Genomic DNA, 14,584 nt, shown 5'->3' with positions numbered 1-14,584 from the left:
AAAAATTTATAAGTGTTTTTATGGTTGTCTCATGACAGCTTAGTGAGGCTAAACTGTTGGGTTTGATCTGTTTCTAATAATGAATCTTCAGATCTATCTTTTAGATTCACTCCAGTTAAAGACAGACGACGTGATTCATTAAGTAAATACATACTTTTATGTACGGCAGCCTGATACTTTAATCCTTCAGGCCTGATATTAGAGATGCAATTGCGCATCGAATCTTCCATACCGCGTTGTGCGGCCCAGGTTAAATATAACCCCATGCTATCTGGTGAACTCAATCCAGGTCTTTCGCCAATCAGCAGCACAACTTGTTTAGCATTCAAGGCTTCACAAACATCATCGCCAACTGCAACGCGCCCCTGCTGGACAACACAAATAGGTGCTATTTTTAATGGTTTAGTAGATTCTTCTTGTAAGCGGCTGATAAATAATTCAACAAAGTTTTTTGCGTGATGACTAATAGCATAAGAAGATAATCCATCAGCTAAGACAAAAACTAAGTCATAGGCTTCATCACCTAATGCTTGTAACAGTTCTGTTGAACGCTTATCTAGCTGGCGGCCTAAGTCAGGACGCTGCAAATACTCCATACGATCTGTTGCTTTGCTGTGTAAACGCTGTATTGGTAAATAAGGAGAAAGTGTTGATGATTGTTCAAACTCCTCAGACAACTTATCTACATCTAGCGGAACATGTACGGCATCGATGGCCTGAGCATGAGAAAGCTGGAAGCGTAATAACTCAGAAGTAGGTAAGCTAGTCCCTGCGCGACCTAAGCCGATACGAGCATCAGTGAACTGACGTAATTTTTCCCATGGGTCTTGGTGCACTGTATCTTGTTGTTTTAATTGTTCTGTTGTTTTAGATTTACTCATGACAACTCCTTAATTAAATTAAGTGGTTTAGCAAAGCTATCTGGTAAGGTGTTACTTAATTGGGTCGCATTGTTATCTGGCGATATCTGCATTTTTTTAAGCCACTGGTCAAACTCAGGAGCAGGACGTAAACCCAATGCTTGGCGAGCATATAAAGCATCGTGAAAAGAAGTCGTTTGATAATTCAACATAATATCGTCAGAGCCTGGAATCCCCATGATAAAAGAACACTCCGCAACACCCAGTAGGGTCAGCAAGTTATCCATATCATTTTGATCCGCATAGGCATGGTTGGTATAGCAGATGTCGCAGCCCATTGGTAAGCCTAGTAACTTCCCACAGAAATGATCCTCTAACCCTGCACGGATAATCTGTTTTCCATCGAATAAATATTCAGGCCCAATAAAACCAACCACTGTATTAACCAATAAAGGTTTAAATTTACGTGCTACTGCATAAGCGCGTGTTTCACAGGTTTGCTGGTCAACTCCATGATGACCATTGGCAGATAAAGCACTGCCTTGACCTGTTTCAAAATACATTACATTATCACCAACAGTGCCACGTTTAAGCTCAAGTGCTGCTTGATGCGCTTCATCTAATACATTTAGGTTAACGCCAAAGCCTTGGTTAGTCGCTTCAGTACCACCAATAGATTGGAAAACCAGATCAACAGGTGCGCCAAGTTCAATTGCTTCGATAGTGTTAGTAACGTGGGTTAGTACACAAGATTGTGTTGGAATGTCGTAATGTTGAATCACGTCATCCATTAACTTCATGAGTTTGACTGCCTGTGAAACACTATCTGTTGCAGGGTTAATACCTAAAACGGCATCGCCATTGCCATACATCAATCCATCAAAAATAGTTGCAGCAATACCACTTACATCGTCAGTGGGATGGTTAGGCTGCAAACGGGTCGATAAATGACCTGGTAAACCAATTGTATTTCTAAATTTAGTGATGATATTGCATTTTTTTGCGACTAAAATAAGGTCTTGGTTACGCATAATTTTACTAACAGCAGCAACCATTTCTGGCGTTAAGCCTGCGCGGACACGAGCAAAGTCAGCTTCTGTTATCGTCTCTTGTAATAACCAATTACGAAAGTCTCCAACGGTAAGGTGGGATATTTCAGAAAAAGCAACAGCATCATGTTCATCGATAATCAGTCTAGTGATTTCATCTTTTTCATAAGGAATAAGCGTTTCCTGAAGAAACGTTTTCAATGGCAACTCCGCCAATAGCATTTGTGCGACCGCACGTTGCTCTGAAGAAAGTGCAGCTACCCCTGCCAATTGGTCACCGGATCGCATTGGTGAAGCTTTAGCCATTAGATCAGCTAAATCTGCAAATTGATAAAGGTGATTACCAAGCTGATAGCGATAATTGGACATTTCTGATACCTCAAAATAAAATTAGGTGTAAACTTTATACTTAATAGAAAGAAGTAACTGCGAAGAGTGTTCCAATTAAATAACGCAATTGCGCAACAATAAAAAACCTTTAAAAACAAACAATTAAAATATTAATGCATCAAGTTAATGCACCAAAACAGGAGGCGGTAAAATGGCATTTTTAAAGCAGCACCAAGTTAATACTGCCCCTGCACTAGAGCGGTGCAAATCCTTTACTTTTGATGTTAACCAGCAAGCAGAAAGTTTAAGACAATGGGAACAACGCTATAACCAACATAGCAATGGTACCTTTAGCGGTTATCTAGATGAGTTGACACTAGGAGGCGTGCACTTTTTTGAAGAGTTTACTAACCGCACCCTACAACAGCAGTGTTGTGTTAAACATGATAATTTGTGGTTAGGCTTTTCTCTGCAAACCCAACGCCCTAAGATCAACAATAATATTGTAGCGGCAGGGCAAATTATGACACGCCCTTCAGGTATTGAATTTGAGTTGATTACTCCCCCTGATTTTCATATTTATGGGTTAGTTATTAACAAACATAGTTTAGATTCTGAAATGATTGGTGCCGATTATGATCTTTGGCAAAATACAAGCTCCCACTTGCAAATGTCAAAGCCTTCATCTTACGTAAGCTACGAACTGGCTAAGCTAATTAGTCTTTTATTAGGTAATAGCAATTCTCCCATCGGCAGCACACAATTACTGAAAGATGCAGCACCAGAAAGGCTCGCTAGCTTAACCCCTTTAATCACATCAAAGGTAGCAGATCTCTTAATGCAGACGGAATATCAGCAACACGATATTAGCATTTCCCAACAAACTACCAGGAGGGTAATCACAGAGATAACTAAGCACATTGAAGATACAGGTGAGTATCCACTCACTATCACTGAGCTATGTAAAATTGCTAATATTAGCCGCAGAGCATTACAATATTGTTTTGAGCAAGGCTTTGGTGTTTCACCGATTCAATATATAAGAGGTTGCCGTTTAAACGAAATAAGACGGATTTTATTAAAAGAAGGAAATCAAAATAGTATTGCAGATCTTGCTTTGAATTTCGGGTTTTTCCATATTAGTACTTTTAATGCGCACTACAAAGAGCTATTTGGAGAGACTCCAACGCAAACTATTCAACGTGCTGACCATTATCATCACCCTTTAATTAGCCAACCTTCATTGAGCATATCTAAATAAAATATATTTATACCTGAGTTAAATAGGTTAATTAACATCCGAATTGAGTACTTTAATCTATTAACCCTATGTTATTATGGTGGCTAATTTTATTGATAGAAGTAGTTATTATGCCTCACCCTTTGCTCGCTCGTGCCATCGAAATTTGTAAATCAAATAACGTACGTTTCACTCCTGTTCGCCAACAAGTATTTACTTTAATGGCAGAACATCAAGGGGCAATTAGTGCTTATGAGTTATTAGAACAACTACAAAAAACTGACAGTAAAGCAAAGCCGCCAACTATCTATCGCGCATTAGAGTTTTTACTAGAGAATCATTTTATTCATCGTATTGAATCTTTAAATGCTTATTTGATGTGTTGCCACCTAGGTTGTGAACATCCAATGCAACTACTGATTTGTGATAAATGTAAGTGTGTTATTGAGTTGAGTGACCCTATTATCGATGATGCTTTTTCTACAAAAGCCTCACAATTTGGGTTTAATATCACGAATAAAGTACTAGAAGCACACGGTGTTTGCGAGAGCTGCGTTTCATAAGCAAAAAAAAACCTCAATACACGGATACATATTGAGGGAAACAGGGAAGACGTTATGAAATGACTATCTTCATTAATTAGTCATAACAATTTATAATTAGTTCATAAATTATGCAAAGCTAATTTGTTTATTTAATGAGCTTCATCCCAATTATCACCAACATCAGCATCGGCAATAAGTGGTACGTCTAACTTAGCAGCATCAGCCATTATTGCTTGAATCTCTTTTGTATAAGATTCCACAGACTCTTCTTTAATCGCAAACACTAGTTCATCGTGTACTTGCATTAGAATTTGTACGCTACCTTGTGGCTTCTGTTTTACCCATTGCGCCATGTCGATCATCGCTTTTTTAATGATATCGGCAGCCGTTCCTTGCATTGGCGCATTAATCGCAGCACGTTCTGCCGCTTTCTTTAGCATACCGTTTTTAGCATTGATGTTAGGTAACTGTAGTCGACGACCAAAAATAGTTTCTACATAGGCTTTTTCATTAGCCAATAAACGCGTGTCTTCCATGTAAGTTAATACTGCCGGGTAACGACTGAAGTAACGGTCCATATAAGTTTGCGCTTCTTGACGTCCAATATTTAGCTGCTTGGCTAAACCAAAGGCACTCATACCATAAATTAAACCAAAGTTAATCGCTTTAGCACTGCGACGCTGATCAACAGTGACATCATCAAGTGAAACCGAGAAAACTTCAGCTGCCGTTGCTTTATGAATATCTTTACCTGTTGAGAATGCTGTTAACAAGCCTTCATCCTGCGACAAATGAGCCATTATGCGTAATTCAATTTGGCTATAATCGGCTGCCACAATTTTATAACCAGGTTGTGCAATAAAAGCTTGGCGAATACGACGCCCTTCACTACTACGAATTGGAATATTTTGTAGGTTTGGATCGCTTGATGATAAACGACCAGTGACAGTCACCGCTTGATGGTATGAAGTATGAAGACGACCTGTCTCTTCATTGACCATTAATGGTAACTTATCTGTATATGTCGATTTTAATTTACTTAACCCACGGTGCTCAATAATTAACTTAGGAAGAGGGTAAGTAAGCGCTAACTCTTGCAATACTTCTTCTGCTGTTGAAGGTGCACCCTTAGGTGTTTTCTTGATAACTGGAATGTTTAACTCTTCAAACAAAATAGTTTGCAGCTGTTTTGGCGAGCTTAAGTTAAATGGCTTACCAGCTTCTTCGTATGCCAGCTCTTCTAATTCCAATAAACGCTTAGCAATTTCAGTACTCTGTACTTTTAAAAGCTCACTATCGATTTCAACACCACCTCTTTCAATATCTGAAAGTACAGTTAATAGCGGCATCTCAATTTCATTTAATACCGTCAATAATTCAGGTGTTTCCTGTAGACGACTTTGTAACTCAAGGTGGAGACGTAATGTGATATCAGCATCTTCAGCCGCATAAGGAGCAGCTTCTTTAATTGCTATTTGATTAAAGGTAAGTTGCTTTTTGCCTTTGCCGGCAATATCTTCAAAGCTAATACATTTATGACCTAAATATTTTAGCGCCAAAGTATCCATATCATGCTTACCAGTGCTATCTAGCACATAAGATTCAAGCATAGTATCAAAGGCAATACCGCCTAGCGTAATACCGTGATTCAGTAATACACTGCGGTCATATTTTAGGTTTTGACCTACTTTTTTATATTCATCAGAAGATAAAATAGGCTCTAATAAGGCGAGTGTTTCAGTTAGATCTAACTGCGCAGGTGCATCAATATAATCATGCGTTAATGGTAAGTATGCTGCTTCGATGATTGGATCAGCTTCTTCACCAACATTAGTCTGGATAGCAAAGGATAAACCAACAATCTTAGCTTGCATGTAATCTAAGCTGGTTGTTTCAGTATCAAAGGCAAAAATATCAGCTTGTTTTAATTTCTTAATCCACTGCAGTAATTGACCTTTGGTGTAGATAGTTTTGTAACTATCACGGTCAACCATCGATTTTGCAGCAACAAACGCAGGGTTAGCTTGGCTTTCTTGGCCTGCAGAAGCTTTAGCAACAAGATTGTCACCAGATAAAAGTGCTGCCAACCAACGTTTAAACTCCAATTTCCCGAATAATTTAATCAGTTCGTCAGTATCTTGTGGAGTAGGTTTGAAGTCGTCATAACCAACTTCTAATTCAACATCCAACTTAATCGTCGCTAGTTGATATGAAAGACGCGCCATTGCTTCGTTTTCTTGCATCTTTTTAGCCATGGTTTTACTACCACGGAAACCTAATGGAGCCAGTTTATCTAAGTTTTCATAGATACTATCCATGTTGCCTAAGCCTTGTAACATTGCTAAAGCAGTTTTTTCACCAACGCCAGGCACACCAGGTATATTATCGACTTTATCACCCATTAACGCTAAGAAGTCGATGATCATTTCCGGTGGAATACCAAATTTTTCATTAACACCTGGTACATCAAGTACAGTATTGGTCATGGTGTTAATCAAATAAGTATTCTCATCGACTAACTGAGCCATATCTTTATCACCAGTACTGATTAAGGTTTTAATGCCCTTTTTACTCGCTTGTAACGCCAAAGTACCAATAACATCATCTGCTTCTACGCCTGGAACCGTTAAAATAGGCAGTCCCATTGCCTTAATCACAGCATGTAAAGGCTCTATTTGACTGCGTAAATCATCTGGCATGCTAGGTCTGTTAGCTTTGTACTCAACATACATATCATCACGGAAGGTTTTTCCTTTTGCATCGAATACCACCACAATATGTGTAGGACTAAATTGCTTTAACAAACTTTGCAGCATGTTAACTACGCCATATACAGCACCGGTAGCTTCACCAGCTGAATTGGTTAAGTGTGGAGGAGAGAAAAATGCACGATATAAATACGAGGAGCCGTCAACCAGCACAAAAGGATTTTCAGGAACTACAGCCATAGATAACTACCAATCAAATAAAACGGGTAGATAGTATACCTATCACGCTTCAAAATAGTGACCTCGTTTTGTATATTCTTCAATTATAAGTGTATGAGTTAAAATCTATACAGGAAAAATAACTCAATTTATATCAAGCTCAGCCATTTCAACAAAACCCACACTAATAATATTAAATATATTAGCTAAACCTTACGCTTAAAAAACAGTTCAAATCGAGACCTTAATTAACGTAAAAAACTGCTCTATTTACTAGATTTACAACAATGAAGTTAGCTGTTTAACAAGAAAAATAGATAAGTTATTTATTACGGTTGATTTTAAAGTCTAAGAATGAATTTTAGTTAAGGAAGCGAAGCTGAAAATGGATGATATTGACACGAAATAATAAAAACAGATTTATCACTAAATATAAAAAATAAGTAGCAGTCTAGGAGGTGCCTGAAAGGTAAGTGGACATTCACTTTCGTTGTACAAACATCTGTGGATAACTCTGTTAATTATTTTATTTAAAATTTGACGTACAACAACAAACAATTATTAACACTTATATTTCAAATAGATAAAATCATCAGGCGCGAAAAACCTGCACATTTAACGTTTTTATAAATGTGCATAACAAAAAGAATATCTACCTAATTCAGTTTAATTTATTGGCTCTTTTAGCCAGTAAAATGACCAACAGGATTAGCATACATCTTCAATACTGTTTCCTGTAATTCCGGTGGAATTGCTTGAATACGCGCTTTAAAAGCGGCGATATCTTGCGCAGATAGATTATCGACGTCTTGTTGTGCTGCAATTAAATTAGATGGGTGTAAAAAGTAATTTCGATAGATTTGAGCATCAATCTCTTCAGCGACCTGCTCAGCATTTTCAAAGCCACCACTTAATGGCTTACCAAAGGCTACATGAACATGGCCTTTCTGGCCTATAATTCCGCTAACAATACTTTCAATATCTTCAAACTGGCTTTTATTATACTGTCCAGATTCCGAAAGCTCATACAGCTCACGTGCTTTTTGTTGATCACATGGATCTAATTCATAAGACACAGCAACCGGCACAATATTTAATGATTTAATGTATTCATCAAAAGGAATTTTTTGTTTTTTACCATTAACGTAAAACATTTTAATAATCGCAGGATCGGTTTTATCAAAGCCATCCTTTGCTCTTCCCTCTTTCTGTGCAATCCAAATACTGCTGTCAGACTTCAAAGAAGTACAAATAAAATCAGACAATGTCGATAATGACTTCATCATTTCACGAACACCTGTTACCGAACGTCTTACGATAAAGCTTTTATTCATTCGCATTAGGTCAGAAACAAAAGGTTTACTTAATAAGTTGTCGCCAATCGCGATACGTACAGTATGAAAATTTTCTGAGAAAAGAGCCCAGTTCACAAAAGACGGGTCCATTGCGATATCACGATGGTTAGAAACAAATAAATAATTTTGCTCAGGATCTAGTTTATCCAGACCAGAATAAGTAAATTTAGTAGTAGTAGAGTCAATCATGTGTTGCATATAAACACCGACCACTTTTTGCATTTTGTCAATGCTATCTATACTTCCCCATTTATATAAAAAGTAACGGCGCAACAACGGCTTAAGTGCAAAACCTAGATATTTTGATAACTTAGGAAAACGGAAGCTTAAAATCGCATCCATAAATTCTTCACTATTGATGACACGTTTGATAGCTGGTTGTATCTCTTGGTCATTGTAGGGACGAATATCACTAAATTTATCAATGTTAGTTGGCATATGTTGATTCTCTAGAAAATGGATGGCGTATTTTACATGTTTTTAAGTATAACAGCGAGGATATTTAAATGAATACGGGGGTATTCTGTCTGTTTTATAACCTAGATCAGGCTTATTGTAATCAGTAGAAAACTCATTTTAGATATAAAGACTTGTAGTATCAGGTAATTACCCTACCTACTTTCTATTAGGTAGGGATAATGAGCAAGCATTAGATAAAAGCGAATGCATCACCATAGATATTATCAATCACAGCACCGCGTTTAATAAAATCTTCACGCGCCACTTTAGCCATTTCAAAACGCCCTACGATATAGATATCAAATTCAGATAAGTCTTCAAATTCATCTAATACGGCTTGGTGTACATAACCATGTTTACCTAACCAATCTTCTTCAGGCAGTTCTACTACAGGATGGAAATGGATATTATTGTGCTCTTCTGACCAACTTTTAGCTTGGTCTTCAAAATAGAAGTGCGAGTACTCTTTAACACCCCAATACAAGTAAACTGGGTTTTCTAAATTTGACTCTACGATTTGCTCTAGAATTGATTTCACATAAGAGAAACCTGTTCCACCCGCCATTAAAATAATAGGTCGAGTAGACTCCTCTCGTAAATAGGCAGCACCATTGGCGATTTCAACTTCTAAAGCTTCGCCTGATTGCATTTTTTCTACAACTTGCATCGCATAGTTGTTATCAGGTGTCGCACCAATATGTAATTCAATTAATTCACTTGATGGTGTATTAGCAATGGAGAAATGACGTTTATCACCTTCTCCCATGATCACTGATACATATTGTCCCGCTTTAAAAGAGACAGCTTTCGTAGGGGCTAAAAATATACGATATAAAAACGCATTTAACTTCTCGATAGAAGCAACATTACAGGTAACTTGTGACATTCTTTTCTCTTTTATAATTGGCTAACAATATCTAACAGGTCGATGGCTTTATTAAGCTCACATTATGACAAAATATCTAAGTCATTCCAAAGACCATCTATTTTTTCTTTAACGTCTTTATTCATCACGATAGGAACACCCCATTCGCGAGTAGTTTCACCTGGCCATTTATTCGTAGCATCTAAGCCCATTTTTGAACCTAATCCAGATACAGGAGAAGCAAAATCTAAGTAGTCGATTGGTGTATTATCCACTAAGGTAGTATCACGGCTTGGATCCATACGGGTAGTAATCGCCCAAATTACGTCGTTCCAATCGCGGACATTAACATCATCGTCACACACTATAATAAATTTGGTATACATAAACTGACGCAAGAAGGACCAAATACCCAACATGACACGTTTTGCGTGGCCTGGGTAACTCTTCTTCATAGACACGACTGCCATTCGATACGAACAACCTTCAGGAGGTAAATAAAAATCTACAATCTCAGGAAACTGTTTTTTAATAATCGGTACGAATACTTCATTTAATGCAACACCTAAAATAGCAGGCTCATCAGGTGGGCGGCCTGTATAAGTACTATGATAAATAGGATCTTTTCTCGTCGTCACATGGGTAACTGTCATCACTTGGAAATCATCAACTTCATTGTAATAACCAGTGTGATCACCGTAAGGACCTTCGGGTGCTTCTTCACCCGGCATTAAGTAGCCTTCTAAGATGATCTCAGCAGTCGCAGGTACATCCAAATCATTACTTAATCCAGTTGCGACTTTAGTTCTTGAACCACGTAATAAACCAGCAAATGCATATTCAGATAAAGTATCTGGAACCGGTGTCACAGCCCCTAATATAGTCGCAGGGTCTGCTCCCAACGCAACGCTCACAGGAAATGGCTTACCAGGATTTGCTTCTTGCCACTCGTGATAATCGATAGCACCACCACGATGTGATAACCAACGCATAATAATTTTATTTTTAGAGATTAGCTGCTGACGATATATACCAAGGTTTTGGCGCTTTTTATAAGGACCACGAGTAATAGTTAAACCCCATGTAATCAGCGGTGCTACATCTCCAGGCCAACACTTCATTATCGGTAGTTTGGTTAAATCAACGTCATCACCTTCCATTACCACTTCCTGACAAGCAGGTGATTTAACACGTTTAGTAGGCATATTGAGAACTTGCTTGAAGATAGGCAACTTTTCCCACATTGCCTTCATGCCTTTAGGTGGCTCAGGTTCTTTTAAATAAGCTAACCATTCACCAACTTCACGTAATTCGCTCACCTTTTCTTTACCCATTGCCAGAGCAACGCGTTCAGGTGTTCCAAATAAATTGGTTAATACTGGAGTATCATGGCCTTTAGGATTTTCAAATAATAAAGCAGGGCCACCAGCGCGTAATGTACGATCAGAGATTTCAGTCATCTCTAAATTAGGATCGATTTCTTGGCTAATACGTTTTAATAGCCCTTTTTCTTCTAACTGATTTAAAAAATCACGTAAATCATCAAACTTCATTTTTACCTACTTAGCCTTCACTCTGGATAATGAAAGAATATTTATACTTAAAATCATAAAGTTATATTATTTTTACAGAACTGAGATTACTTATACCAGCAAGTCTGATTAAGTATTTAATTTTATGAATAACTTATCTGAGTACTAAAATACTCCTCTTATTACGCTGAGAAAAATACTTTAGTTCAATTATTTAAGATAAAAAAAACGCTACCTAAGTAGCGTTGTTGTTTTATTTTATAGCATAAAACTATTTAGCTTTTTGATTCTTCATTGCTTCGAAGAAGTCATCATTAGTTTTGCTTAGACCAAGTTTATCAATCATGAACTCAGTTGCGCCGATTTCGCCCATTGGGTGAACAATCTTACGTAAAATCCACATACGTTGTAGTTCATCAGCTTTCGTCAATAGCTCTTCACGACGTGTACCTGAACGAGTAATATCAATCGCAGGGTAAACACGTTTTTCAGCTAATTTACGGTTTAAGTGAATCTCAGAGTTACCAGTGCCTTTAAATTCTTCATAGATAACTTCATCCATTTTAGAACCAGTATCAATAAGCGCGGTTGCTAGGATTGTTAAACTACCACCTTCTTCAACATTACGTGCAGCACCAAAGAAACGCTTAGGACGATGTAATGCATTCGCATCTACACCACCAGTTAATACTTTACCTGAACTTGGAATAACAGTGTTGTAAGCACGCGCTAAACGAGTAATAGAATCCAATAAGATGATGACATCTTTTTTGTGCTCAACTAAACGTTTTGCTTTCTCAATAACCATTTCCGCTACTTGAACGTGACGGTTAGCAGGCTCATCAAAAGTAGAGGCAACCACTTCACCGCGTACCAGACGACGCATTTCTGTTACTTCTTCAGGACGCTCATCGATTAATAATACGATAAGTTCAGCATCAGGGTGGTTAATTGAAATACTTTGCGCAATGTTTTGTAACAACATTGTTTTACCGGCTTTTGGTGGTGCAACGATTAGACCACGCTGACCTTTACCGATTGGAGAGACTAAATCAAGAATACGCGCTGTAATATCTTCAGTACTACCACTACCGTTTTCTAAACGTAAACGCTCATCAGGATGAATTGGCGTTAAGTTTTCAAATAATATTTTATTACGAGAGTTTTCAGGTTTGTTGAAGTTTACTTGCATGATTTTTAATAATGCAAAATAACGTTCGCCTTCTTTAGGTGGTCTGATTTTACCTTCTACACTATCACCAGTTCGCAAATTAAAACGACGAATTTGACTAGGTGAAATGTAAATATCATCAGGGCCAGCCAAGTAAGAGCTGTCTGAGCTACGCAAAAAGCCAAAACCATCTTGTAGAATCTCTAAAACACCAGCACCGAAAATATCAGCACCACTTTTAGCATGGGCTTTCAATATTGCGAAGATAATATCTTGTTTTCTTAGACGGGCTAAATTTTCAAGCCCCATGGTACTTCCAAGCTCAACAAGCTCAGATACGGGAGTATTTTTTAATTCGGTTAGATTCATAATTGTTTTTGATGTTTTTTAAATTTGGGATAAAGGGTAGATAACGTGTTTGGATAGCGTAAATTCTGAATTGCTCATAATTTGAGCGTAACGGTAACATTAATATTTGAAGCTGTCCAGAATGAAAATCAAGTGTTCTGCACTTAATCTTCATTCTGATAATGAATAATTAAACGTTAGCGTCTAAAAACTCAGTAAGTTGTGATTTTGAAAGCGCGCCCACTTTAGTCGCAGCAACTTTACCATCTTTGAATAGTAATAAAGTTGGAATACCACGAATACCAAATTTTGGTGGTGTATCACTGTTTTGGTCAATGTTTAGTTTACCAACAGTTACTTTACCTGCGTATTCAACCGCTACTTCACTTAGGATAGGTGCGATCATTTTACAAGGTCCACACCATTCAGCCCAAAAGTCGACTAATACAGGACCAGACGCATTAATCACGTCAGCATCAAAACTTGCATCACTTAAGGTTACGATATTTTCGCTCATTTTTCTCTCCAGAAAGGAATTTATTAATAGAAAGCTACTATAGCATGCTCACCATTAAAATATATTTTTTGATATTTGAATCGATCTCAATATTTATTGCAAGTATAAACTGCTATGCTCTGCAAATGAATAAAACACATCTAACTCAAACAAAATTTTCAGACTTGCCTTTAGAGCCAAGTCTACTTTCAGGTTTAACCGCTAAAGGGTTCGAATACTGTACACCTATTCAGGCGTTGTCACTGCCAATTACTTTACAAGGTAAAGATATTGCAGGACAAGCTCAAACAGGTACCGGTAAAACCTTGGCGTTTTTACCTGCCGTATTCCATCACCTATTGGTTAACAAAGCACCTGAAAACCGCCGTAAGAACCAACCTAGGGCTATTATTTTAGCACCTACTCGAGAGCTTGCGATTCAAATCCATAAAGATGCAATGTCATTAGCTGACTCAACATCTTTGCGCCTTGGTTTAGCTTATGGGGGCGAGAAAGTTGAAATTCAACAGAATAAACTAGAAAAAGGCGTTGATATTTTAATTGGTACTTGTGGTCGCATTATTGATTTCGCAAAACAAGGCGTTATCAACCTAGAGTCGATCCAAGCTGTTGTACTGGATGAGGCTGATCGCATGTTCGATTTAGGCTTTATCAAAGACATACGTTACCTATTCCGTCGTATGCCAGCGGCAGACCAACGACTTAATCTATTATTCTCAGCTACCTTATCTCATAAAGTACAAGAGCTTGCTTTTGAACATATGAACAGTCCTGAACATGTGCAAATTGAACCTGAAGTAATGACTTCAGCCAATATCACAGAAGAACTTTTTTACCCATCAAACGAAGATAAGATGTTGCTATTACTTAGTTTGATGGAAGATGAATGGCCAGAAAAAGCAATTGTATTTGCTAACACTAAACATGCTTGTGAAAAAGTATGGGGTTATCTTGCTGGTGACGGTCACCGCGCAGGGTTATTGACTGGTGATGTGCCGCAGAAGAAACGTGAACAAATATTGAAGCAATTTACAGAAGGTCAAATCGATATTTTAATTGCTACTGATGTTGCTGCACGTGGATTGCATATTCCAAAAGTGTCTCATGTATTCAATTTTGATCTACCTGATGACTGTGAAGATTATGTTCACCGTATTGGTCGAACAGGCCGAGCAGGCGAAAAAGGATTAGCGATTAGCTTAGCTTGTGAAAAATATGTGTTTAATTTGCCTTCTATTGAAGAATATATTAAACATACTATTCCAGTGAGCGAATACGACAAAGACTCTTTATTAGACTCTTTACCTGTTATGAAAGTCACTAAGTATAAAGTACACGCTAATAACAGCCGTAAAGATAACTATCACAGGTCGCATAAAAGATAAT

11 protein-coding genes are annotated in these 14,584 nt (G+C 37.7%); 3 read left to right on the top strand and 8 right to left on the bottom strand.

Annotation, left to right across the window (positions count from 1 at the left end; translation table 11 throughout):
- Positions 1-29: 29 nt before the first annotated feature.
- Both eutC and V5290_RS12750 read right to left on the bottom strand, forming a co-directional pair.
- Positions 30-881, bottom strand: a complete 852-nt coding sequence (gene eutC, locus V5290_RS12755; protein ID WP_333386340.1) for an ethanolamine ammonia-lyase subunit EutC — start codon at positions 879-881, stop codon at positions 30-32.
- Positions 878-2,278 (bottom strand): ethanolamine ammonia-lyase subunit EutB, encoded by a 1,401-nt coding sequence (locus tag V5290_RS12750; protein ID WP_333386337.1) that lies wholly within the window; start codon positions 2,276-2,278, stop codon positions 878-880. The genes eutC and V5290_RS12750 overlap by 4 nt, the downstream gene beginning before the upstream one ends.
- 172 nt (positions 2,279-2,450) lie before the next feature.
- On the opposite strand from V5290_RS12750, the gene V5290_RS12745 reads away from it, so the two are divergent.
- The gene (locus V5290_RS12745) at positions 2,451-3,500 is read left to right on the top strand and encodes a helix-turn-helix domain-containing protein (protein ID WP_333386334.1); all 1,050 of its coding nucleotides are present in this window, start codon (positions 2,451-2,453) and stop codon (positions 3,498-3,500) included.
- 110 nt (positions 3,501-3,610) lie between these two features.
- Positions 3,611-4,042, top strand: a complete 432-nt coding sequence (locus tag V5290_RS12740; protein WP_333386331.1) for a transcriptional repressor — start codon at positions 3,611-3,613, stop codon at positions 4,040-4,042.
- 131 nt (positions 4,043-4,173) lie between these two features.
- On the opposite strand, the gene polA is transcribed toward V5290_RS12740, so the two are convergent.
- From polA to trxA, 6 genes are all read right to left on the bottom strand, one after another.
- Positions 4,174-6,972 (bottom strand): DNA polymerase I, encoded by a 2,799-nt coding sequence (polA, locus tag V5290_RS12735; RefSeq protein ID WP_333386329.1) that lies wholly within the window; start codon positions 6,970-6,972, stop codon positions 4,174-4,176.
- 662 nt (positions 6,973-7,634) lie between these two features.
- Entirely contained in the window at positions 7,635-8,744 is a 1,110-nt protein-coding gene (locus V5290_RS12730) for a 1-acyl-sn-glycerol-3-phosphate acyltransferase (RefSeq protein ID WP_333386327.1), read from the bottom strand.
- Between the two features lie 211 nt (positions 8,745-8,955).
- On the bottom strand, positions 8,956-9,651 hold the full coding sequence (fre, locus tag V5290_RS12725; RefSeq protein ID WP_333386324.1) for an NAD(P)H-flavin reductase: 696 nt from the start codon (positions 9,649-9,651) through the stop codon (positions 8,956-8,958).
- A gap of 62 nt (positions 9,652-9,713) precedes the next feature.
- On the bottom strand, positions 9,714-11,183 hold the full coding sequence (ubiD, locus tag V5290_RS12720) for a 4-hydroxy-3-polyprenylbenzoate decarboxylase (RefSeq protein WP_333386321.1): 1,470 nt from the start codon (positions 11,181-11,183) through the stop codon (positions 9,714-9,716).
- 250 nt (positions 11,184-11,433) lie between these two features.
- Positions 11,434-12,702: a transcription termination factor Rho gene (gene rho / locus V5290_RS12715; protein WP_333386318.1), complete on the bottom strand. Its 1,269-nt coding sequence runs from the start codon at positions 12,700-12,702 to the stop codon at positions 11,434-11,436.
- Between the two features lie 169 nt (positions 12,703-12,871).
- A complete protein-coding gene (gene trxA, locus V5290_RS12710) occupies positions 12,872-13,198 on the bottom strand; it encodes a thioredoxin TrxA (RefSeq protein ID WP_333386316.1) in 327 nt (108 codons plus the stop codon).
- Positions 13,199-13,323: 125 nt separating this feature from the next.
- Between trxA and rhlB the strand changes: the two genes are divergently transcribed.
- Positions 13,324-14,583: an ATP-dependent RNA helicase RhlB gene (rhlB, locus tag V5290_RS12705; protein WP_333386313.1), complete on the top strand. Its 1,260-nt coding sequence runs from the start codon at positions 13,324-13,326 to the stop codon at positions 14,581-14,583.
- Position 14,584 lies beyond the last annotated feature (1 nt).

Source organism: Psychromonas arctica, from assembly GCF_036697365.1.
Lineage (GTDB): Bacteria > Pseudomonadota > Gammaproteobacteria > Enterobacterales > Psychromonadaceae > Psychromonas > Psychromonas arctica_A.
Note: the sequence above shows the minus strand (reverse complement) of the source record. Positions and strands in the feature narration are given on the sequence as shown.